This window comes from Sutterella megalosphaeroides (assembly GCF_003609995.1).
Taxonomy (GTDB): Bacteria; Pseudomonadota; Gammaproteobacteria; order Burkholderiales; family Burkholderiaceae_F; genus Sutterella; species Sutterella megalosphaeroides.
Window position 1 is genome coordinate 815,392 of record NZ_AP018786.1, and the last position, 23,666, is coordinate 839,057.

General features: G+C 66.0%; 12 protein-coding genes. 2 read left to right on the forward strand and 10 right to left on the reverse strand.

Features of this window, described 5'->3' with window-relative positions:
- Positions 1 to 276: 276 nt before the first annotated feature.
- From pbpC to S6FBBBH3_RS03740, 7 genes are all read right to left on the reverse strand, one after another.
- Complete coding sequence (gene pbpC, locus S6FBBBH3_RS03710) at positions 277 to 2,688, reverse strand: penicillin-binding protein 1C (RefSeq protein WP_170143807.1); 2,412 nt, start codon at positions 2,686 to 2,688, stop codon at positions 277 to 279.
- 197 nt (positions 2,689 to 2,885) lie between these two features.
- A complete protein-coding gene (locus tag S6FBBBH3_RS03715) occupies positions 2,886 to 4,331 on the reverse strand; it encodes a lyase family protein (RefSeq protein WP_120176475.1) in 1,446 nt (481 codons plus the stop codon).
- Between the two features lie 89 nt (positions 4,332 to 4,420).
- On the reverse strand, positions 4,421 to 10,576 hold the full coding sequence (locus tag S6FBBBH3_RS03720; protein ID WP_120176476.1) for an MG2 domain-containing protein: 6,156 nt from the start codon (positions 10,574 to 10,576) through the stop codon (positions 4,421 to 4,423).
- Positions 10,577 to 10,816: 240 nt separating this feature from the next.
- Entirely contained in the window at positions 10,817 to 11,779 is a 963-nt protein-coding gene (locus S6FBBBH3_RS03725; RefSeq protein ID WP_120176477.1) for an AEC family transporter, read from the reverse strand.
- A gap of 241 nt (positions 11,780 to 12,020) precedes the next feature.
- Complete coding sequence (locus tag S6FBBBH3_RS03730; protein ID WP_120176478.1) at positions 12,021 to 13,118, reverse strand: hypothetical protein; 1,098 nt, start codon at positions 13,116 to 13,118, stop codon at positions 12,021 to 12,023.
- Entirely contained in the window at positions 13,115 to 14,047 is a 933-nt protein-coding gene (locus S6FBBBH3_RS03735) for an SAM-dependent methyltransferase (RefSeq protein WP_179950565.1), read from the reverse strand. The genes S6FBBBH3_RS03730 and S6FBBBH3_RS03735 overlap by 4 nt, the downstream gene beginning before the upstream one ends.
- A gap of 112 nt (positions 14,048 to 14,159) precedes the next feature.
- Positions 14,160 to 14,762 (reverse strand): Maf family protein, encoded by a 603-nt coding sequence (locus S6FBBBH3_RS03740; RefSeq protein ID WP_120176479.1) that lies wholly within the window; start codon positions 14,760 to 14,762, stop codon positions 14,160 to 14,162.
- A 139-nt stretch (positions 14,763 to 14,901) separates the two neighbouring features.
- On the opposite strand from S6FBBBH3_RS03740, the gene S6FBBBH3_RS03745 reads away from it, so the two are divergent.
- Entirely contained in the window at positions 14,902 to 15,432 is a 531-nt protein-coding gene (locus S6FBBBH3_RS03745) for a YceD family protein (protein WP_120176480.1), read from the forward strand.
- Between the two features lie 49 nt (positions 15,433 to 15,481).
- Here the strand turns inward: S6FBBBH3_RS03745 and mfd are convergent, their stop codons facing one another.
- A complete protein-coding gene (mfd, locus tag S6FBBBH3_RS03750) occupies positions 15,482 to 18,964 on the reverse strand; it encodes a transcription-repair coupling factor (protein ID WP_120177809.1) in 3,483 nt (1,160 codons plus the stop codon).
- Positions 18,965 to 19,253: 289 nt separating this feature from the next.
- Between mfd and brnQ the strand changes: the two genes are divergently transcribed.
- A complete protein-coding gene (gene brnQ / locus S6FBBBH3_RS03755; protein ID WP_232008827.1) occupies positions 19,254 to 20,594 on the forward strand; it encodes a branched-chain amino acid transport system II carrier protein in 1,341 nt (446 codons plus the stop codon).
- 145 nt (positions 20,595 to 20,739) lie between these two features.
- Here the strand turns inward: brnQ and S6FBBBH3_RS03760 are convergent, their stop codons facing one another.
- Positions 20,740 to 21,975: an MFS transporter gene (locus tag S6FBBBH3_RS03760; RefSeq protein ID WP_120177810.1), complete on the reverse strand. Its 1,236-nt coding sequence runs from the start codon at positions 21,973 to 21,975 to the stop codon at positions 20,740 to 20,742.
- Positions 21,976 to 22,143: 168 nt separating this feature from the next.
- Entirely contained in the window at positions 22,144 to 23,583 is a 1,440-nt protein-coding gene (locus S6FBBBH3_RS03765) for a DUF362 domain-containing protein (RefSeq protein WP_120176482.1), read from the reverse strand.
- Positions 23,584 to 23,666 lie beyond the last annotated feature (83 nt).

Genomic DNA, 23,666 nt, shown 5'->3' on the forward strand with positions numbered 1-23,666 from the left:
GACGAAAGCCCGCGAGGAGCGGGCTTTTCATCTACGTTCCGGAGGTTCTCTCCGTTGTGTGTCGTCTGCGGGAAAAGTCGGTAGTCCGACGAATTTTCACCGTGCACGACACCGTGCCCGCTCGAGTTTTTCGAGGGGCCACCACCACGAGAACTGCGTGGTCGCAGGGACGGAGGCGTGAAGGTTCTGGAACATAGTGCGTCCATCCTAGCAAAGGTTTTCGTCGCGGTGCAATAAGGCGAACACCTCAGAAACCCCGGGACGGAGATTTGAGCGTCAATCGCGACGCCGCACGCGCACCGTCACGCTTGCGGTGCGGCCCGCTTCGTCGACGACCGCGAGCCGATGCGTCCCCGGGGCAAGCTCCGCCACAAGGTCGCGCTCCGGAGCGCTTTCGCCGAGATAGCGCGCGCCGTCGAACCAATGGAGCATTCCGGTCCCCGTCGGGGCCGAGGCCCGCAGGCGCAGTCGCGCAACGGGCGCACCTCCGGAGAGGCGGTTCGCGGGGTAGGAAAGGCCCGCCACGGGCGTTAAAACGACGGGGGCCGAGGCGGCGTCCGCAGCCGCCGAGCCCCTTCCGTTCGTATCGGTCGAGGCGTTCTCTTCGCACCCCGGCATCCACGGCGGGGGCGGCCGCTTCACGATCCCCGCCGCCCGGAAGGCGGCCGCGGCGTCCGAAGGCCAGAATTCCCAGAGGTGCTTCTCGGTCGTTTTGGGGTCAAACCGGCAGGCGCGCAACCCCGTCGCCCGATCGATCCAGATTTCCTTCAGGATTCCGCTGTCGCGCACGGGCGAGACGCCGGGGATGAACCACGCCGAGACGCGATCCCGACAAAGGGGCTGCCCCACGTCGCCCGTCGCACGGCAGACCGATTCGCGCGTGACGTTGAGCCCCTTGGGAACGTTCGCTTCCGTGAGCCGCAGGGGTTCGGCGGGGAGGTCCCGCGCGAGCAGGGCGCCGATGTCGCGAAAGAGCGGCACGGCCGTTTCCGCACCGCGCAGCCACGGGTTCGATTGGCCGTCGAAGTTCCCGAGCCAAACGACCAGAACGTAGGGCCCCACCAACCCCGCCGCCCACGCGTCGCGAAAGCCGTTGCTCGTCCCCGTTTTCCACCGGAGATGCACCCGCCCGTTGCGACGGTTTCGCACCGTGTCGCCCCGATCGGCGAGCATGACCGAAACGACGAAGGCGCTCTCGGGGGAGAGAACGGGAATGCGTTTGGGGTCGCCCCAAAGGACGGGACGCTCGGGCGTTTGGGTTGCGTCCGTGCTCCTCACGCGCCCGAGTTCGACGGGTTTCACGAGTCCGTCCGTGGCGAGCGCCCCGTAAAGCCGCACGAGGTCCGCCATCCGCACCTCGGCGCCGCCCAAAGCGAGCGTCAGCCCGTAGTGACGGCGATCGTCGTTGAGCGGCACGCCGACGCGCTTCAGGATGTCGTAGAGGTCGGGCGAGAGTTCGCGCTCGAGTTCCACGGCGGGGACGTTGCGACTCGAAAGGAGCGCGTCCTCCGCCGAGAGGGGTCCCCGAAAGGTGCCGTCCGCGTTTTCGGGGGCGTAGCCTGCAAAACTCTTCGGGCGGTCGAGGAGAACGGTGTGCGAGTGAATGAGCCCCTGGTCGAGCGCCAACCCGTAGATGAAGGGTTTCAGGGCGGAGCCGGGACTCCGGAACGCGGTGAACGCGTCGACCTCGCCCGCAATGTCGGAATCGAAAAAGTCTTTCGAACCCGCGTGTGCGACGAGTCCGCCCGTGCGGGTGTCGAGTACGACGGCGGCGCCGTTCTTGATGCCCCAGGCGCGAAGCCGCTCCACGTGGGCGGCAAGGAGCCGCTCCACGTCGCGCTGCACGTCAAGGCGCAGGGTCCCTTCGATCACGCCTTCGGGCGCGATCGACTCCACGAGTCGCGTGTAGTGGGGTGCGAGAAACGGAAGGTCCGTCGTGCGCCGTACGTGCAAAGGGAGCCGCAGCGCTTCCGCCCAACGTCGATCGAGCACGCCTTCTTCCAAGAGCATCTCGCCCACGCGTCGGCGCTGCGCTTCGAATTCGGGGTTGGCCGCGTCGGGCCGACGCTTCACGGGGTTTTGCGGCACGACGGCAAGGGCCGCAGCTTCGACGGGCGTGAGGCGCTCCGCGGAGTGCCCGAACCAGACGAGCGACGCGGCTTCGATCCCGACGACGTTCGCTCCGTAGGGAGCGAGCGTCAGATAGGCTTCGAGAATCCGGCGCTTGTCGTAGTGCGCTTCGTAGCGAAGTGCCATGAGCATCTGTTGGAGTTTCCCCGCCCACGTGCGGGTTTGGAGGCCCCCCTCCATGCGCGCCACCTGCATCGTGATGGTCGAAGCGCCGATCGGGCGCCCGCCTGCGACGCTTTGCCAGGCGGCGCGAAGGACCGAAAAGGGATTGACGCCTGGGTGCGACCAGAACCACCGGTCTTCGTAGCGCACGACCGCGTTGAGCGCTTCGGGGCTCACGCGGTCAAGCCGCACGGGCAGGCGATACTGCCCGTCCGCGGCGGGCTTCAGGTGCAAAAGCTCCCCGTCCGCGTCGAAGACGGCCCGTGCGTAGGGGACCGACTCCAGGAGCGGCGGTGCGGGCATGAGTTTCGCCCACGCCCAGAGGCCCGCCGCCAGAGAGACCGCGGTGCCGAGCGTGAGGGCGACGGAAATTGCAGTGGTGCGCAGAAGTGCCATGGGGGGACGGGCAAAGGGTGGAACTCGAAGTGCAGCCGACCTTTTGACGGCTATTGACGCTTGATCCATTGTCGACCGAAAGCCCGATGCATGTCGAGTTCGGGACGAACCCGGACGAACAATTCGGCGCCCCGAAACGCCGAAACACCCGTCGAACGTCACCGTTCGCAGGGGCTTCGGCGGGGCACTCCTTCGTTTCAGCGGGCGTTGCGGAAGGCGCGGATGGCCTCGGCCATGCGGGCGGGGTTTGTCATCAGCGCGGGATCGATCATGTGCTCGGCTTCTTCGGGCGTCATAAGTCCGAGAGCGTGGACGGCCTCTTTGACGGTGACGCCGTGCTCCTCGGCGTAATGCGCGACCTCAACGCCCGCGGGGTAGCCGAATGTCGCCGCCACGACGGTCGAGAGGGCGATCGACGTTTCGATTTCGTGCGCGCAGCGCCCCCGGTTGGCCGTGATGCCTTCCGCGCAGTCGCGGCGGAAGATCACGAGTTCTTCGGCAACGAGCCCGAGGTTTTCGAAGAGGCACTTGTAGAAGGTCGCGTCCCAGACGTTGAGGTCGAGCTCGCCCTCTTCGTACGCCAATGTGACGGCCACGTCGTTGCCGACCACCTGGTGGGCGATCTGAACGACCATTTCGGGAACCGTCGGGTTGATCTTCCCCGGCATGATCGAGCTGCCGGGAGCGCAGGCGGGCAGTTGAATTTCCATGAAGCCCGAGCGCGGACCGCTCGACATGAGGCGCAGGTCTTTGGCGACTTTCGAAAGCGACGTTGCGATTTCGCGCACGACGCCGGAGACCGATACGAGGAAGTCGGCATTCTGAAAGCCGTCGAAGAGGTTTTCTGCCGGACGCACGTCTTCACCGAGCATTTCGGAGATGTGACGATAGAAGGCATCCATGTATCCGGGCGACGTGCCGAGACCGGTGCCGACGGCGCTCCCACCCATGACGAGTTCGAAGCACCCCGGACGAAGCGCGCGGCACTTGCCCGCCAGGCGGCGCATGAGCGCGGCGTAGCCGGAAAATTCCTGTCCGAGCGTCAGGGGAAGGGCATCCTGCCAGCAGGTGCGACCGACTTTTACGATGTTTTTGAATTCTTCGGCCTTGGCCGCGAAAACCGCGGCCAGGGCATCGAGCCCGTCGACGATGCGGTCGAGTTCGGGGGCAATAGCGAGGTGGGTTGCGGAGGGAATCGTGTCGTTCGTCGACTGGCCCATGTTGACGTGGGTGTTCGGATGAACGCGCTCCTGACCTTTGCGACCGGTGAGGATCTCATTGGCCGCGTTGCCGAGCACTTCGTTCACGTTCATGTTGAGAATCGTGTAGCCGCCACCCTGCCAGATGTCGAGCGGGAATTCGGTGTCGAAAGCACCCTCGAGCGCGCGGTCGGCCGCCTGTGCGACGGCCTGCGCGACGTTCGCATCGAGAGCGCCGATGTCGGCGTTGGCCAAGGCGCACGCCTTTTTGATCTGAAAGAGCGCCCGGAAAATCCCGGGAGTTCCCCGCCCGTTTCGCACGGCGTCGAAGCGGGCGGAGCCGTACGGAAGGTGCCGGACGTCGTCGCACGCAACGCGTGTGAAGACTTCGTGCTCCCGGGTTGAAGGGACGCACGAAGTGTTGTCATGACAACACAAAACCATCCGCAGAGTCGGACTTGTATTCGGGAAAGCCGCCCGTTCGCGAGGGGTTGTCGATGCAACACTTCGACGAACGAGCGGAGTGTTCTCGCTCAGCGCTCCGAGCGATCTTCCCGAACAACCACCGTTGCGCTCGTTCCCCGCGCGCGCACCGCGCGCGAGAGGAGCGACTCGGCCGCGGGCGGAGCCGTGCGGAAGGTGCCGGGCGTCGTCGCGCGGACGCGGTACGAATAGATCGACTCTTCGCTCGTGACGCGCTCAAGGAGGAAGCGGATGCGGTCTTCGGCGCGTTCGGTCGAGATCGCTTCTTCGCCCGTCACGACTTCAACGGGCGTGCCCGGAGCGTCGGCGAGCGTAAAGCCGCCCGGAAGAAGGTCCGTCACCGCAATTTGACGCAACGCGTCTCGCACGTCGAATCGCGCGCCGCCGTAGCCGCGCAGACGCACTTCGACCGTGACGAGTTCGCCGAGGGCGAATTCGTTGGTTTCTACGCCTGCGGCGTTCAAGTACCGCCGCTCGATTTCAAACCCTTCGCGCACGGGCCCGGGCGCCGCGTCGCGCGCAAAGCCCGAGCGGATCGCACTCCAGTAGAGGCCGTCGAGCGATCCCGCTTCGGTCGCGTCGATCCGGAAGTTGAGGCACCCCGGCGCCGTCACCGTGACGCCGTACGGCGTGCGGTGCGTCTCGGCGCGGGGCTCGAACCCTTCGGCCCACTTCGTGCAGACGGGCGCGGGATCATTGGTTCGGGCGTTGTTCGCTTCTCCCAACGTGCCGCTTCGCATGAGCGCGCGCACCGTGAGGGCCGCATCGAGCGGACGCAGATCGTCGCGCGAAAGCGCGTCGAGCGCGGTTTCGGTGAGGCGTGTCGAAAGCGTCTTGAGTTTCGCCGCGTTCGCTTGTCCGGCAAGGGCGGAGTCGGGTCGTGCGGCCGCTTCCGCCAGAACCGTCGTCATGCGCGCAAGGTCCGTCGTGCGGGCGTTCGGATCGATTCTGGTGGGGAGCAATGTCCGGGCCGCGTCCTTCATCCGCATGAGGTCCGCCGCCCCCGCGAGGTACACCCAGAGGGCGTCCCCGGGCGCCCCCTCGAAGCGCTCCGTCACCGTGCGACGCAGGCTTTCGAGCCGGTCCGCAACGAGCGTCCCTTCTCGGGTGAGAACCCAGAGGCCGTAAGCGCGGTCTCGCGCTTCCTCCAGCGTTTCGGGAAGGTCGTTGAGGGACGCCTCAAGCGAACGGCGCAGCGCGGGAATCTCTTCGTCGACGGAGGGATCAACGCGTCGGGCGTCAAGCATCGTCATCAACGCTTCGGCGCTCGTCGCCGCGTCGGGCTCGCCCCCGGGGTAGGGGCTCAAACCCCGGGCGCCGAGGTGCTCGCGAATCGACGCGCGCAGCGCGGCAAGGCGCGTCGCGCGCTCTTCGGCGAAGGTCGGGAGCTTGTCGTTCGTGTTCGCATCTCCGTTCGCAGCGGGACGCGGCGTCGGGCGGTCGTCCTCACTCGCGCCCGCCGTGGCGGGGCCGTCCGCCGCACGCCAGAGCGTTTCGTCAAGAAGCAGCAAAGGAGCCGCCGCGGCCAACCGCTCGTCGAGTGTCCCCCAGTAGGCGGGAGCGGACGCGGAAAGGCACCCCGACAAAAGCGGCACCGGAAGGCGCGAAACCGAAAGCCGCGTGTCGGCTTCGATCGGGTAGAGCGCACCCGGCCAGGCGATCTCCGCCCCCTTCGCGTCAAGGCGCGCCGAGGCAACGTCCGTCGGAGCGGAGGGCTTCGCATCCGTGTTCTTCCCGCCGAGCCTGCCGCCCGAGCGGGTCGTCTCAAAGAGCGTTGCGGGTCGCACCGAAATCGTTTCGTCGGCGGAGGCCTTGAGGTCGCCTGCCGTCGCGTTCGCGCGCAGCGTAAAGAGCCCCGATTCCGAGGGCGCCGTGAAGGTGCCCGCAAAGGTTTCCGTCGCACCCGTGCGAAGCGACACGGTCCCGGAAGCGGGCTGCGGCGCGAAGTCGGGCGCGTCGATCGTGACGGAGGCCTCAACCGTTTCTTCCGTCGTCGGTTTTTTTTCACCTTGCGCATTGCGGGTGACGAGCACCGCCCCTCGGAAGGTGTCGCCGGGCGAGAGCGCGGCGGGAAGCACGGGTTCGAGCGCCAACGGGGGCGCCACGGTCGCGGCGGCGGAGGCTGCAACGAGCGCGCGACCCGTATCGTCCGAGGCCTTCTCGGACTTCGCATCGGATTTCGCTTCGAGCGGCTCGGCGGTCCCCACCGCAAAGACCCGCACCCGTCCGTTGAAGCGTTCGGGAAGCGTCATTTCGAACGTCTTTCCTTCGGGGCCCGTTTCGACGAGCCCGCCCCACCAGACGGCGGTTTCGACGCCCGTGCGGCGGAAGGGATTCGTCATGGCGCCCATGGCGGAACGCGCTTCGAAGTCCCCGCCGAAGGCGGAAAGCGTCGAGGGCAACGCGGGCGCGTCGGGCATCAGGTGTTCGATCAACTGCCGCGTTTCAACGCCGAGCGCGCGGTCGTCGAGAACGGCGCGCGCCGGGTCGGGCGTGGCGTAGTTCGTGAGCGCGAGAACGCCTTCGTCGACCGCCCAGAGGAAGACCTTGGCGGGTCGGTCGGATGCGACCGTCACGGGAATCGACCGGGGCGAGTCCGTGCGTTCGGGGGTCGTGATCGTCACCTTGGCGGTGCGCAAATCGCGGTCGATCGAAACGGGGAGCACCGTTTCGGTGTAGCCCTTCAAGAGGCGCGCGTCGGAGGGCGACGCCTTCGACGAGACATTTGCCGCCGTTTTCATCACGGCCGCGTGGAGGTAGTGGCGCCCCGGGGCAACGCCCTCGGGTACGGTCCACTCGATCGCGTTGTCGCCCGCTTCGACGTCCGCCCAGAGGGCGTCTTCGACCCTGGCGCCTTCAAGCGTCAAAAGGGCCTTGCCGCGGTAGGGCGACAGCACGGAAAGCTTTACGCGTTCGCCCGCGCGTACCGACGTCTTTTCGAGAACCGCCTTCACTTCGGCCGTCTGCAACTCTTCGGTCGCGGCTTCGAGCGAGTCGGCCGCGACGTGGAAGGGAATGCGCCCGAGCGCCGTCCCGTCGGCGGTGGCGAGTTCCACGAGGAAGTCGCCCGCTTCGGCGGTCGGAAGCTTCACGACGACGCGCCCATCCGGGCCGGTCACGGCCTGCGTTTCGCCCGCGGGCACGGTCGCGTAGGCGTCGCGGATCGTGACGCGCCCCGACGCGTCTTCGGCGAGTTCCGTCACGCTGCGGCGCTTCGAGAAGCGTGCCGCAAGCGTCATCCCCGCCGCGGGTTTGAGGTTCGGGTCGACGAGCGCGATTTCCATCGCGACGGGCGCGTTTTGAGCGAGCCAGTCGGTTGTGCGGCTCGTTTCCACCAAGCGCCAGCCCGCCATGAGGCGCGCGGGCGAGACGAGAAACGCCGACTCTTCCGTCACGGCTCGTCCGCCCTCGAGCTCAAACCCTTCCCAATGCACGTTCGCGCGGTAGGTGGCCGGGGTGAGTTCTCCGAGCGGGAGCGTCGCGCGCGCCGCGCCCGTGCGGTCCGTGTCGACGGGCGCAATCGGGAATTCGCGGTACGCGACGACGGGTGCGGGAAGGGGATCGAGAAAGTCGAAGTCCTCCCACCCCGGGAACGTGATCACGCCCGCGTTCGTCGCAAAGAGCGTCCCCGAGACCGTACGGCCTTCGGCTGCCGAGCCCGTACGTTGCAGGAGCGTGAGGAGCGCTTCGCGGTTTTCTAGCGGCACCCACCCAGCGGGCAACGTGCCCGTCTCGACCGTAAGGCGCAGCGTCTCGGGCGCGAAGTCTTCGACCGCGACGCGTGCGGTCGAAAGAATGCGCCCGTCCCCGACCGTCACGTCGCAACGCACGGACCCCGAAACGAAGTCTTTCGGGATCGTCCAGTCGAAGTTGACGAGCCCTTCTTCGCCCGCCCGCAGGGCGCGTTCGGCAAGCGTTCGCCCGCGCCCGTCGGTGACGCGCAACTTGAGCGGAAGCCCCTCGGGGAGCGCTTTTCCGTCGGTCGACGCGACGACCGCCGCAAAGCGCACGGTTTCGCCCGCGCGGTAGAGGCCGCGGTCCGCAAACGCCAAGGCCGCCAGGTTTTCACTGCTTGCCCGCCCCGCCGTATCGAAGCGCGAGAGGTTCGAGAGGTTTTCGAAGTCGGAGAGCGAAATCCACGCGAGGTCCGTCGTTTTCCCGTCGGCTTCGCGTTTGAGAAGAATCGCGCTCGGACGCTTTTCGCGCTCAAGCCCCGCCGTCGAATCGAAGCGCGCGCGCCCCGTCGCATCGGTCGTCGAGCGCTGCAGGACCGTCCCGTTCGCGGCCAAAAGGAGCGCCGTACGTTCGGAGGCGGGGGCCCCCGTGTCGAGTTCGAGCGCGAAGACGTCGATCGAGCGGTCGGCGTTTTCTTTGACGACGAGCCCCGTATTCGTAATGAGGACGGAGCGTTCCGTCGTCGTGCGGGCGCGGCGCTTGCCGTCCTTGTCCGTCACAAAGCCCGTGAGCGTTACGCGGTAGAGGCCCGGTCCCTCCTCGGCGAGGAAGGGCGCGAAGTCGATCGCACCGAACCGGGTTTCCCGGGCGGCGTCCGCAGAGCCTTTCGCGCCGAGCGCGATCGTCCCCGTGCGCGCGTCGACCGCGGTGTCGGAGGTTGCGGGATTCGTGAGCGCCCGCGGCATGTCGGCCGCAGACGCGAGAAAGGCGTCCCGCACGCGCACGATCCGATAGTCGACTTCGTCGACCGCCGAGGCGGCGAAGGTGAGCGTTTTGGTGCCCGAGAGGGCGAGCACGTGACCGGGCTGCAAAAAGTCAAGCCGACTTCCGGGGTCGGGCAGCGCCACGGCCGCGGTCCACGCGGTGCGCAGTCCCGCCGTGCCCGGTGCGGCAAAGCCTTCGGGGAGTCGCAGGACGGCGTAGCGGCCCGCGGGCGCCGTAAAGCGAATGCGATGCTCGACGGCGGGCGCGTCGGCCGCGTCCGCCGAGACGGCCTTCAACGGCGTCGAGCGCTTCAGGACGTTCTCATCCAAGGCGGGCGCCGCCGACCAGTTCGTCGTTGAAGCGGCGTCGTCGTTCAATTTTTCGGGAAGGAGTTTCACTTCCAAGGCGCGCACGAGCTCTTCCGTCGTGACGTTCATCGAGGTCGTGACGAGCACTTCATAGAGGTCGTTGAGGTTCTCGTCACGGGCGCTTGAAATCGAGACGCCCGTCACCTGAAAGAGGGTCGACTCGCCCGGAAGGCCGAGCGCCAACTGCGCGTTTCCGGAGGCATCCGTCCCCGCGGTCGTCAGCCACCCGCCCGAATCGTCGGCTCGCACGGAAGCGGCCGCCCCGGGAATCGTCGCCCGAAGTTCCGCGGGATCGCGCCCGAGTTTCAGAATCGGAATCCGAACATAAAAGGCGTCCGGCGCGTCCTTTTCCCAGATAAAGAGCGGGCGCCCGAGCTCGGGCAAGTCCGCCTTCGCAGCCTTCGGGTTCCCGGTCACACACTCGACCTCGAAGCGCCGTTCGAAGTCCGCGCGGTCGATTGCGGTCGTGAGCGTCCCCTCAAAGGTCGCAAAGCGCTTTCCCTTCGGATCGGGGTCGATCAAAAGGGCGCTTTCGTCCGACACGAGCGCAAGGGGCGGCAGCGTCGCCGTTGCCTCGCGGGCGGTGAGACGCACGCCCGAGGGGAGCACCAATTCCGAGAGGTCGACGCGCACGGTTTCGTTCGGTCGCCAGGGCTTTTCGGGCGTGAAGACAAGCGACGAGCCTTGTGCGCGCCACACGCCCGGGAGTGCGGGCGTCATGCGAATGCCCTCGACGCGCGAGCCCGCACGTCCGATCGAGCGGCGGCACTTCGCGTACCAGTCGTCGCCCCAGAGCGCGCGGCAGGCCTTTTCATCGGGAAGAAGCGTCACCGTGAGGGGCGTGAAGGCCCCCGTCGAGGCGTGCGCTTTTGGGACGAGCACCGCGCTCGCGGCGGTCGTCTTCGCGTCCGTACGCGCCGCGCCTTGAGCACTTTGGGTGGCTTCAGCTTCCGCGCGCGTTCCCGCTTCCGTCACGCCGAGCGCGCGCTCGAAGGGGTAGGGCTCGTTCCCGTCGGTCTGCGGGGCTTGAGCGGCCGGTGCGGCTGCGACGCCCTGGAGAAGCGAAAGCGCGCCCGCGGATCCGAGCGCGAGGTAAAGAGCGGCATCAAGGGCCGTACGCAATGCGGACGGACGTCCTTCGACGGCGGGTCGGTGCGCAAAAGCGGAAAGTTTGGACATGGTTCCTCCGTGGGTGCGGCCTCACGAGCATTCCCGATGCATGCGGATGTGCGGACGTGCGGTCCGTGCTAATGCACGAACGCACGAGCGCAAAAGCGCGAAAGATCAAAAAACGGTCGAATGACGGAGTGTCCGAGGGCCGCGGTTTCTTTGAGGATAGCCGTTCGAGCGAAGAGGCCGAAGAGCGAATTTGTATGCACTCGTACCCAGGTCTTCAGTTTTCCCCGTTTCCCTGCGGCCTTAGGCGAAGTTCGCGATCGCCCAGAGAAGCGGCAGCGCCGCGACGAGGCCGATCGTCGTGACGCCCACGGCTTCCGACACGAACGCGTCGTCCGCGCCTGCGCTTCGGCACAAGACCGCGATGACGGACGAAACGGGCATGGCGGAGGACGTGACGAAGACGCGCCGCATCATCTCGTCCATGTCGAGAGGCATCGTGACGAGGTACATCACAAGCGGCCGAATGATGAAGCACGACGCGAGCACGAGCTTGAGTTCAAGCGGCAAATGTTTGAAGGGTTCGAGCCCCACGCGGTGGACGACTATCCCGATGAAAAGGAGCGCCAGAGGCGAGGTGATCGCTCCGATCGTGCGGGTCGTGCCCGCAACGACGTCGGGTACGGGAATCGGAACCGCCACCGCGAAAAGCCCCGCGAGAAACGCGAGAAACGGAGGCGAAAGGAGCATCCGCAGGCTTTCGGGCGAAACGAGGGCGGGCTTCGGGCCACCGCGGGCCGCAACACCGTCAAGCTTCACCGCGTAGAGCCCCGCCGTCCAGATGAAGACGAGGTTCGCAAAGAAGTAGACGAGAAGGTACGGAATCCCTTCGGGTCCGTAGAGGGCGGTCGTGAGCGGCACGCCGACAAAGAGCACGGTCGACCCCGTAAAGGACGCGACGAAAGCTCCGCGCACCTCGCGCCGAACAAGCCCGAAGCGAATGAGAAGGAGCGAAATCGCCGTGTTGATCCCGACGGTCACAAAGGGAACGAACGCGGTTTGCAGAAGTTCGATCAGAGCCTCGTGCGAAAACTTCGAGACGACCGAATGGAAAAGAAAAAAGGGGAGCGTGAAGGTGACGATTTTCGCAGCCGCCGCGCGCTCCTTTTCCCCGAACGTTCCGCGTCGGGCGGCCCACCAGCCGCAGGCCGACACCAGTAGGAGAATCAAGACGTTCGCAAGCGAACTTTGCAGAGCTTCGAGCACGGCGCCTCCCGACGGGCGCCGAGAACCGCAACGTACTCCGAGAGGGGCGGCGCCGCCTGCTTTGCCTCGGGGAAGAAGGCGCCCTGCCGGAACTCGGAAGGCGCCTTTCAAAAGAGCGTAGCGCGTCCCTCTTTCCTTGGGAATTCGGGAAATCCGGGGAAATCGGTCCGGAGAAGCGCAAAGCCCGGGGCGCCCTTCGGCACCCCGGGCTTTGCGGCGGTCTTCGTTTTTTCTGCGTCTCTCAAGTCTGACGGTCGAGCATCTCGCGGTGTGCGGCTTCGCCCGCCTCGTGCCCCGAATGGCGCGGCTTGGGCCAGCGGGTCGACACCGTGACGGCGAGCATCCCCGCGAGGTCCGCCGCGCCGATCCCGATGCGGGTGTTCCCCGCCGAGCGGAGCATCGTGCACGCGGGTTCGACCGAGCATTCGACGATGCGCTTCAATTCCGCCGTGGGTCGGAGGAAGTAGGCGGCGTTGTGCGTACGCAGAATCGCCGCGACGGGTTCCTGCGTTTCGGCGGAGAGAACGAGCGCGTTCACGACGGCTTGGAGAAGATCCTTCTCGCGAATCTGTTCCGCCCACCGCTCGGGGTCGTCGTTGCGGCCCCCCTTCGATTTGTACTCGACGGAGACGAGCCCGCCCGGAATCCGAATCACGGCGTCGGGTTGCGCGAAAAGGTCGCCCGCACGGAAGGTCGCGCGGTCCGACTCCTTGAATAGGAGCGTGCACGCTTCGGGCGGCAAAAAGGGCACGATCCGCTCGACGGGGTTGGCGAGCCCGTTCACGGCGCCGGGGAAAAAGACCGCTTCGATCGACATCCCGCAAAAGTTCGCGTGCCCGGTCGTGAGCCCTTCGATCGGACGGAAGGGAAGCGACAAGAGGAGGTCCCCCAGGCGAACGGCGGGGAGCGCTTCGGGGGCGACCGATGCGACCGGTACGGCAGGCGCCGATCCAACCGATGCGGCCGGCGCACTCGAAGCAGCGGAAACGGCAACGCCGCCCCGAACGGCCTCGGCCGCCGTCGGATCGTTGCTCTCGTCCCCTTCGCGCTCGTCGCGGCGCTTCCCCAAGCGGGGTTCTGCGGTTCCCGAAAAGCGGGCGGTCGTCGCTTCGCGCAGACGCGCAAGGCCGATCGCGCCGCGCGACTTCGCGGGCTTCGCGGCGCGCTCCAACGGATCGTTTGAGGGCGCGCGGGCTTTGCCGCTCCCGCGAACGGCGCGCACGATCTTGAGTACGACCGAGGCGAGCGCGATCGTAATGAGGATGAAAAGAAGGACGCCCAACGCCGCGAGGCCCGCGGGCGAGAGGAGCCAGTCGCGCAGTGCGGAGAGCGCCGTCATCGACGACCTCCCTTGGGCGCACGGTCCGTGCCCGTGCGTCGCGAGGCGTCACCGTGCGAGGACTTCGACGACTTCGCCCCGTGCGCGCGGTGTCCCGAGAGCTTGCCGTGCTTTTCCGTTTTCTTTTCGCCTTTCCTTTCCACGTTCTTTTCCCCCTTGCGCGCGGCGCCCACGGGCGCATAACGCGGTGCCGCGGCACCCGACGGGGCCGCCAGAAGCGCAAAGACCGTGGGGAGTTTCGGAAGCGTCCGCTCTTCTTCGGGCTTTTCGAGCCAGAGGCGCTTCCACGCGTCGACGCGCATCGTGCGAATCGATTCGGTCGCGCCCGTGATGTCGGTTGCGACCGTCAGGCGCGTGTCGGCGCTGAGCGTCTCCACGAGGCTCGTCATCATCGAGCTGTTGCGGTAGGGCGTTTCGATGAAAAGCTGAGTTTCGGACGCACGGCTTTCGCTTTCCGCGTGCTTCAAGGCCGCACGGCGTTCGTCTTCGCGAATCGGGAGGTAGCCGAGAAAGCGGAAGCGCTGCCCGTCAAGGCCCGAGGCCATGAGCGTAAGGAGAATGGACGAAGGCCCCACGAGCGGCACGACGCGGCCGCCCGCCGCCTGCACGCGCGCCGCGATCTGAGCGCCCGGATCCGCAACGCCCGGGCACCCCGACTCGGAGAGCACCGCCATGTCAAAGCCCGAGCGCAGGGGTTCGAGCCACGCATCGATTTGCGCGGGATCGGGGTCGTGCCCGATTTCGACGATGGAGAGTTCGGCAACGGGCTTCGGGTGCCCGAAGGTGCGAATCGCACTGCGGGCGGTTTTGGCGGCCTCGACGAGCCAGTGGTCGATCCGGCCCGCAAGCGAACGGACGTCGGGAGGAAGCGCGGCCGTGACCGTACCGTCGCTGATCAGATTCGGAAAGAGGTAGAGGGTGCCCGGCATGGGTGGAGCCTCGCGGTGGAAACGCACGGCGGAAACGGTGCGGTAACGAAAAAGACCTCCGAAACGGCGCTCGGAGGTCCTTCGAAGAAGAAAAAAGAGAGCGCGGAAATGCTCAGCAGGTTTCGCCGAGCCCGTCGACCGCTTCGATGCCCGCGTGCGCGAGAAGCGTCGTGAGCTTCATGAGCGGCAGACCGATCAGCGAGGTCGGATCGTCCGAGGAAACGCTTTCCATGAGGGCGATGCCGAGCTTTTCGATTTTCGCTGCGCCTGCGCAGTCGAAGGGCTTTTCACGTTCGACGTAGGCTTCGATCGTGCGGCGCGTGAGCGGACGCAGCTTCACGGTCGTCGCCGACACGAGCTTTTCGGCCTTCCCTTGGGCGTCAAGGACGCAGAGCGCCGTGTAGAAGACGACGGTATTCCCCTGCATCGCTTCGAGCTGCTCGACGGCCCGCTCGAAGGTGTGGGGCTTCCCGAGCTTCACGCCGTTCAAGTCCGCCACCTGGTCGGAGCCGATCACGACCGCTCCGGGGTGGTTCGCCTGCACGGCGCGCGCTTTCATTTCCGAAAGGCGCAGCGCGGTGTCCTTCGGGGTCTCCCCGGGAAGGCTCGATTCGTCGATGTCGGGGCTCTCCGTGGTGTAGTCGAGGCCGAGACGGTTGAGGAGCTCGCGGCGGTAGCGGGAGCTCGAAGCAAGGATAAGAGTGGGCTGAGTCATGATCCCGTCATTGTAGCGGGTCCCCGAAGCGGGCGGATTTCCGCGAAAACCGCGGAGGGCCTCCTTCGGCCTTCGTCCTTTCTTTCCTCTCGGTACAATTCGTGCACACCTTCTCACTTCAAGGACTCGAGGACGTCCCATGCAGACGATCGACATTTTTGAATTCGCCCGCCGTCGTCAGACCCTGTCGGGCACGATTTCCGTGGCGGACATGCCGCAGCTTTCGGCCTTTCTCGCCGACACGACGGGTGAAATCCGCTGGTTCGCCGAAGGGCTCGGCGAGCGCCGCGGGCGCCCGGCGGCGCGCCTTGAAATCGAAGGCGAAGTGGCGATGCCCTGCGCCTTTTGCAACGGTCCCGTCCCGACCGAGGTGTACTCGGACGCGGTCTTTCTCGTTGTGAAAACCGAAGCGGAAGCCGACGCGATTCCGGTCGACGAAGACGAAGAGGACGAAGAAGTGACCGTGGGCTCGAACCGCTTCTCGATTGCGGCCTGGGTCGAAGAAGAGGCGATTCTGTCGCTTCCCGCCACGACCTCGCACGACGAAGGGTGCGAAGGCACCGAAGTCTTCGAAGAAAAGCGCGCCGAGGAAGAAGCGGCCGAAGAACGCGCCCGCGAAGAGCGCCCGAATCCCTTCGCGGCGCTCGCGGGTTTGAAAACCGGCCGCTAAGCCGGTCGCCGAGACCGCTCTTCCTTTCCGTTCCGCGCTCTTTTTTCCCTCAGGCGCGTCCCTCGAGTTCGTCGAGGAACGTCGCCACGAGCGCCGCGCGCTTTTCGGGGTCGGCCCCTCCCACCTCGACGCGCAACCGATCGGGGCCCGCCATGCGGGCCTCTTTTCGTCTCTGGAGGAATTTCACGACCGCCATTGGTTCGACCGTCGTCTTCGGTTCGAACGTGATCACGGTCGCGGCGGGCGCGGCGTCGATTTTGCGAATGCCGAGCTTTTCGCACCGCAGGCGCAGACGGTGTACGAGGATGAGCCGCTTGGCGGCGTCGGGCAGTTTCCCGTACCGGTCGACAATCGCTTCGTGCGTGCGCTCGAGACCGAGCCGGTCTTCGGCGCTCGCAAGCTCCTTGTAGTAGGCGAGGCGCTGCGAGACGTCCGACACGTAGTCGGAGGGAAGAAGCGCGGGCGCGTGCAGATTGATTTCGGTCGTGGTGCGTAAGGGCGCGTCAAGGTCCAAGGCTTCGCCGCGCTTCAGCGCCTTGACGGCCGACATCAGCATGCGGTTGTAGAGTTCGTACCCCACTTCGGCGATTTCCCCCGACTGGTGTTCGCCGAGCACCTCGCCCGCACCGCGGATTTCCAAGTCGTGCATGGCGAGGTAAAAGCCCGAACCGAGCTCTTCCAAGGACTGAATCGCTTCGAGGCGCTTTTTCGCGTCCTTCGTGTAGGCGCCGTCGGGAGGCGTCAGAAGGTAGGCGTAGGCCTGGTGGTGGGAGCGCCCGACGCGGCCGCGCAACTGGTGAAGCTGCGCGAGCCCGAGCTTGTCCGCACGCTCGATGATGATCGTGTTGGCGGTCGGGACGTCGATCCCCGTTTCGATGATGGTCGTGCAAAGAAGCACGTTGTAGCGCTGCTGGTAAAACTCGCGCATCACCCGCTCGAGTTCGCGCTCCGACATCTGCCCGTGTGCGACCACGATGCGCGCCTCGGGCACGAGCCGCTCCAAGCGCTCGCGCCGGTTTTCGATCGTCTCGACTTCGTTGTGAAGGAAATAAACCTGACCGCCGCGCTTCAGTTCTCGGAGAATCGCTTCGCGAATGAGCCCTTCCTGCTCGCCCTGCACGAAGGTCTTCACCGAAAGGCGTCGTTCGGGCGCGGTGGCGATCACGGAAAAGTCGCGGATGCCCTCAAGACTCATCGAGAGCGTGCGCGGAATCGGCGTGGCGGTGAGCGTCAAAACGTCCACCTCGGCACGGATCTTGCGAAGCGCCTCTTTTTGACGAACGCCGAAGCGGTGCTCCTCGTCGATGATGACGAGGCCCAGTTTGTTGAAGGCGACCTTTTCGGAAAGAAGCTTGTGCGTCCCGATCACGATGTCGACCGTCCCCGCGGCAATCCCTTCGATCGTCTTCGCGGTTTCTTTCCCGGTACGAAAGCGCGAAAGTTCCGCCACCGTCACGGGCCAATTCGCAAAGCGGTCGCGGAAGGTCGCGGCGTGCTGTTCGGCCAAAAGCGTCGTCGGGCAGAGGACGGCGACTTGCTTTCCGCTCATCACGGCTACGAACGCCGCGCGCAGCGCGACTTCGGTCTTCCCGAAGCCCACGTCCCCGCAGACGAGCCGGTCCATGGCCTTCCCCGACGTCATGTCTCCGATCACGGCCTCGATCGCGGCCGCCTGGTCGGGCGTTTCGTCAAAGGCAAAGCCTTCGCGGAAGACTTCGTACTCAACGGGATCGACCCGGAAGACTTCGCCCGCACGACTCTTGCGAAGCGCGTAGAGATGCAAGAGTTCCGCCGCGGTGTCGCGCACTTCTTCGGCGGCTTTGCGTTTCGCCTTTTCCCAGTCGCCGCGCCCGAGCGCGTGCAGCGGAGCGTTCGCGGGATCGTTCCCGGAGTAGCGTGAAATGAGATGCAGATTCGTGATCGGCACGTAAAGTCGCGCTTCCTTTTTGTATTCGATTTCGAGGAATTCACTCTCGCCTTCGCCCGTTTCCATGTGCACGAGTCCGCGGTAGCGCCCGATCCCGTGGTCGACGTGCACGACCGCGTCGCCCACTTTGAGTTCGGCCACGTCGCGCACCATCATTTCGATGGAATTCGCCGTGCGGGTGCGGCGCGAACGACTGCGCCGGGGGCTCGCGGCGTAGAGTTCCGTTTCGGTGAGGAGCGTGATGCTTTCAAAGAGCGCCCCCGCATAAAGCGGTGCGATCGTCAGGCCGAGCGGGGCCTCGCCCGCCCGGGCGCTTTCCCAGTCGGCGTATTCCTCGACCTTGAGACCGCCCGCGCGCAGGAGCTCTCCGATCGTTTCGAACCGTCCCGCCGAGGGCGCGGCAATGAGAACGCGCCGACCGCGGGCTTTTTCCGCAGCCGCGAAGTTTTCGAGGTTCGCCAAGGGCTTCGGGTTCTTTCGGTCGACCGTCGCGCCCGCGAGGCGCCCTTCGGCATTCGGGTCCGCGGGCCGTTCGACGGGAAAGCGCGCGAAGCGCCCGAGACTCACGAAAAATTCTTCGTCCGAAAGCCACAGTGCCTCGGGCGGCAGGGACGGGCGTGCGGTGTCCGCGGCGAAAATCTTCGCGCGACTCGTCATGTCGGCGCGAAAGTCGCGAAGCGCCTTCGCGACGTCGCCGAGAAGCAGCACGCGGGTCGACTCGGGAAGGTAGTCGGCGAGCGTGGCCGTCTCGTCGAAAAAGAGCGGCAGGTAGTATTCGATCCCCGGGCTCAGCACTCCTTTTTCGGCGTCCGTATAGACGATGCTCTTTTTGGGGTCGCCCGCAAAGACCGTGCGCCAGCGCTGCCGGAAAAGGGCGAGCGCTTCGGCCGTTACGGGGAATTCGTGCCCGGGGAGAAGCCGGATTTCCTCAACGACTTCCATCGAGCGCTGCGTGTCGACGTCGAACCACCGGATCGAGTCGATTTCGTCGTCGAAAAGATCGAGTCGGAAGGGGTTGTCGGACCCCATCGGGTAGACGTCGACGATACTCCCGCGCACGGAGAATTCCCCCGCCGCGAGCACCTGCTTCACGGCGGCGTAGCCCGCCCGGACGAGGTTTTCGCGAAGCCGTTCGATCGAAATCCGATCGCCCCGACGCAAAAGGAAGGTGTTGGCTCCGACGAACGCGACGGGCGCCATGCGTTGCGCGGCCGTGACGGCGGAGGCAACGAGAATGTCCGCGCCCCCGGTGCCGCTCGTCAGTCGGTAGAAGGTTTCGAGGCGTTCCGATACGAGGTCTTCCTGCGGACTCAACGTATCGTAGGGAAGCGTTTCCCAGTCGGGCAGCGCCCGCACGTCCGCTTCGGGCGCGAACCAGGCGCATTCCTGCGTGAGACGTCTCACGTTCGCGGGGTCCGCGCACACGACGAGAATCCGTTCGCCGCGCCGACGCGCTTCGAGGCCCGCTTCGGCGACAGCCGAAGCGTCGCTTGCCGTGGCGGGAAGCGTCAGGCGGTACTTCGTCCCCGGAGCAAACGAGAAGAGGTCGGCGGAAAAGTGCGAACTCGGACGGGTGTCGGTGCGGGAGGTCGATTCGGAGGTCATGTCAAAAGGAAACGTGAAACCGAGAAACGATGGCGGGTGCCGGGAAGGCCGGGGGGCGGCCATTCGAAAATGGGAATTGTACTCGGAGCGGGTCGGACGCTTTTCGCGTGCGTTCGGAGGGTGATTCACGACCGACGGAACGATTGAAAACACTTTTCCGTCGTGCCGTGCTATCGTCCCGAACCTTCCATAAGAAATCGGCCCGCCGAAGCGGACTTTTCGCTTCGTTTTCCGCGGGCACCCAACCGCAAACACCTTCATGTCTTCCGCAGCACTCACAGCACTCCCGATGAAGAGTCGTCTTCTCGTCGGGCTCACGCTTTTTTCCATGTTCTTCGGCGCGGGGAACCTCATTTTCCCGCCCTTTCTCGGCGTAGAAGCCGGCACGCACACGTGGTTCGCCATGGCGGGCTTTTTGCTTACCGCCGTGGGTTTCCCGATTCTCGGCGTCATCGCGGTGGCCGAGTCGGGCGGGCTCGACGCGCTCGCGCGACGCGTTTCGCCCGCGTTCGCCTTCTGCTTCACGCTCCTCATCTACATCTCGATCGGCCCCGCGCTTGCCATTCCCCGTACGGCGAGCACGTCCTTCGAAATGGTCGTGCGCCCGATCCTCGATTCGACGGGGCTTCTGGAGTCGACTGTTGCCGGGATTCCCGTGCTCGCGGGTTCGCAGGCCCTCTATTCGGTGCTCTTTTTCCTCGTCGCCTTCCTCGTCGCGCTCAACCCTGAGAAACTCACGCAGCGCCTCGGGAAGTGCCTCTCGCCCCTTTTGATTCTTTTGATCCTCACGCTCTTTGCCGGGGTGCTCTTCAACCCGATCGGCGACTACGGTCCCGTGACGGGCGCCTACGCCGAAGGGGCTTTCGCGCGCGGCTTCATCGAGGGCTACCAGACGATGGACACCATCGCGGCGCTCAACTTCGGGCTCATCATCGCGATGAACATCCGCGCTTTCGGCGTCACGAAGGAGTCGGCGATCGTGGCGGAAACCGTCAAGGCGGGCCTCATCGCGCTCGTCGTCTTCCTTGTGGTCTACGGTGCGCTCGCCCACGTCGGCGCTCAGACGGGCGGAAGCTTCTCGGGGCTTGAAAACGGCGCTCAGACGCTCACGCAGGCGGCCGCCTACCTCTTCGGGCCCGCGGGCGCCGTGGTCCTCGGGCTTATCTTCTTCATCGCCTGCCTCAACACCTGCGTGGGGCTTCTTTCCTGCTGCTCGAACTACTTCCGCGGCCTCATTCCGGCCCCGGGTTACACGGGCTGGGTAGCGATTTTCGCGATCCTCAGCATGATCGTCTCGAACGCGGGTCTCACCCTCATCCTGAAGGTGTCGGTCCCCGTGCTCGTTGCGATTTATCCGCTCGCGCTCGTTCTGATCGTGCTCGCGCTCTTCACGTTTGCGGCGCCCCGACTCGGTGCGATGCCGAAGCTCTACCCCGTGACGATGCTCGTGACGGGCATCGTCTCCGTCACGCTCGCGCTCGAAGGGTGCGGGTTGCGCATTCCGGGGCTCTCGGACGCTCTTGCGCTTCTTCCCTGGTCCGCGTCGGGCCTCGGCTGGGTGACGCCCGCGGCCGCGGCCGCCGTCCTCACGATTCTCTGGGGGCTGGCAACGGGCAAGAAACCCGCGTAAAACCGCGACGCAAAACGCGAACCGTTCGGGTTCGCGGACAAGCGGATTCGAATGGAAAAGGGGCGCCTCGGCGCCCCTTTTTTCAGAACGTACGGAACGTTCCGAACGCTCTGGGGCGACGTTCGTCGCCTTTTTCCGTCCTCCTTCAGGCAGCCGCCCCTTCGGGGCGCTGCGATGCGTTCGGCACGACGGGCTCGGGATCGATCGAGCCCGCGCGCAGGCGCAACGCCGTGAGCACGAACGCAAGGACGAGCATCAGAAGCGTCCCGAAGAGCGCGGCTTTTGTGCCCATTCCTCCGATAAAGGCACCGCAAAACGCCGTGCCGAGCGCGGTGCCGAAGTTTGCGGCCGAGAGAAAGAGCCCGTTTGCGAGGTCGGGCGCGCGCCGCGCGGCGGTCGCGATGAGGTTCTGACCGACGATGTTCGCAAAGCCCGCCGCCACACCGAGCGCGAGAACGAGGCCGGCCGCGGCCGGACGCATGTCGGCCGCCGCGTACAAAAGCGTGTACGCCGCGAACATTGCGGGAGGCACGGCAAGCGAGAAAAAGCGTCGCCCTTTTCCGAAAAAGCGCCCCGCAAGGACGTTGCCGACGATGTTCGCCAAGCCGTACCCGAAAAGCACCGCACTCACCGCGTCAAAGTCAAAACCGCTCGCACGGTGAAGAAAGTCGCTCAGAAATGAAAAGAACCCGAACATGGCGCCGTTCAGTGCCGCAAAGGCCGCAACCGCAAGGAGAAGAGCGGGACCGCGCAGTACGCTCAGCTGCGCTCCGAGGCCGATGCGCTTTGCGGGCATCGAAGGGACGCGCCGCCACGTGATGAGGAGCGCGACGAGGTTGGCGAGACCGAAAGAAGCCGTGGCGGCTTCATAGCCGACGTGCGTCGTCACGAAGCTCGCCCAGGGAACGCCCAACACCATGCCTGCCGAGACGCCCGTAAAGACCCGGGAGATGCCGAGGGAGGGATCTTCGGGCGACGCTTGCGCGGCGAGCGTGAAGGCCATGGCGGTATAGACGGGATGCAGAAGGGCCGCGAGCATTCGAGCGGCGAGCAGGGCGGCGAACGACGTCGAGAAAAGCGCCACGACGTTCGAAAGCGTGAAGAGCGTCAGCGTGGCGAGCATCACCTTGCGGCGGTCGACGCCCGACATCGCGGCGGGCAGAAAGGGCGCACACGCGGAAACGACGAGCGCGAAAGCGCTCACGGTCCATCCCGCAGCGGGTACGGACACGTCGAAGCGTTCGGCAATCTGAGGAATGATGCCCGCCACGCCCATTTCGGTGGCGATGATGCCGAAAACACCGAAGGTGAGCAGCAAAACGAGCGAGGCGTCGGATCGGGACGGGGCCGAGGAAGAAGGGGCGGTGGTCGAAGAACGCATGGCAAAGAAGGGCGCTTCGGCCTCGTCGCGGCGCGCGAAGTCCTCCGAAGCGGGTCGGATGAACAATGAAAAGAAAGAGGAACGAACGGCGTGCCGCGTTCGGGCGCGGCACGCGCGGCGCGGTTCGGGGAGCGAATGCCCGGCGGGCTCGACGTCGAACCCCGGCGGTCAGACGCGCACGAGTTCGATCCCCTCGGGCTTCCCGAGGTTGCGCCCGTACGCCTTTTCGATTGCGTTGTTCCAGTGCTCGTGCACGCCGAGCGACTCGACCGCATGACCGAGCCCGTCCTCGTAGCGCGTGCCCGACGGCGCATTCGGGGCGGAGGCCGCCTCGTGGAGGTAGTTTTCAACGCCCGTGTTGCCCGCGAGCACCGGGTTGCGCTCGAGCACGTTCGGTTCGCTCGTCAAAAAGTCCGCCCCCACGGAGTCAACGGCCACCGGATCCTGCGACGCAAAGAGGCTTGCCGAAAAGCCCCCGTTGAAGGGCGGCATCGACCAGCGTGCCGCGTCGGCCGTGAGCGAAACGCTTTCGCCCGTGGCGGTGAGAAGTCCGTCGAGCAGGTAGAGCACGGTTTTCCCGCCGAGGTGCGCATGGGCCGCGAGGTCGACGAGCACGGAATAGTTGCCCGGACGGGCACCCGCCACGTTCCCGTGCAGCCCCGCCGCTTGCGGCGCGCGCATGCGGTCGGAGTTGACGAAGGAACCGAAATGGTTCTTGCCGCAGAGCGTGAGGCCGTAGCAGTGACCTTTGAGGTTGGCGAGGTTGATGAGGTAGGTCGCTTCCGTAACGCAGCGCGGGAGGTACGAGGTCTCGCCCCGAATGTCGCCCGCCCAACGGACGGGAAAGTCGGGGTCGGGCAGGGCGTCGAGCTCCCCGCCCGGATCGCGGTGACGAAAGACCGCGCCCGGCGCGAAGCCCTCGTTCACGTAACGCATCGCGTAGTTCGGGAAAATGCGGCCCGCGTCGTAAAACGTGACGTCTTCGGGCGAAACGCCCGCATGTTCGACGAGGCTCTCCAAAAGCGCGCGCATGAGAACGGCGTTTCCGTAGCTCTCTTCCGTGAACCCCGGCGCATCGGCGCCGTAGGCGCCCGAACCGTTCATGTTGACCTTAATCGCGATTTTCTCGCCGCGACGGTAGCCGCGTGCGGGCCGTGCGGAGGAATCGCCGTCGGCCCGGGCATTGCGGGCTTCGAAGAGCCTTTGCCAGGCGCGCGCCGTGCGCGCGGCCTCGGGCTCGAGAGCGGGATCGTCCGGAAGGACCTCGCCCGCCAGAGCGGTCACGGCCCGATCGAGCATGCGGCGTACGACGCGGGCGTCGTAGTGTTCGATTTCCCACCAATACCCTTCGCCCGCCCAGTGCACGGCCGCCGGGTCGTACGCCCAGACAACGCGCCCCGGAAGGGCGCCCCGGCCGCGACCGATCGGGACGTGACGCGGGAAAAAGCGTTCGGGCTCCCGATAGTTCGTTGCATTCGTTGCGTCCGTTGCGCCCGCCGCGGTCGGGCGAGAGGAGGAACTGTCGGCACGGGCGGAAGCGCGGGCGCCGGAGACGGAAGCCGCAGTTGCGGCGGTTGCGGCAAGGAAGGTTCGGCGTGAGAGCGGCATGGCGTGCGTGCAAGGAGAAGTGTTCGTACGGTCCCGGATATTATGGGTGCCTCGCGCTCAACCTATCAAATACTTATTATTGA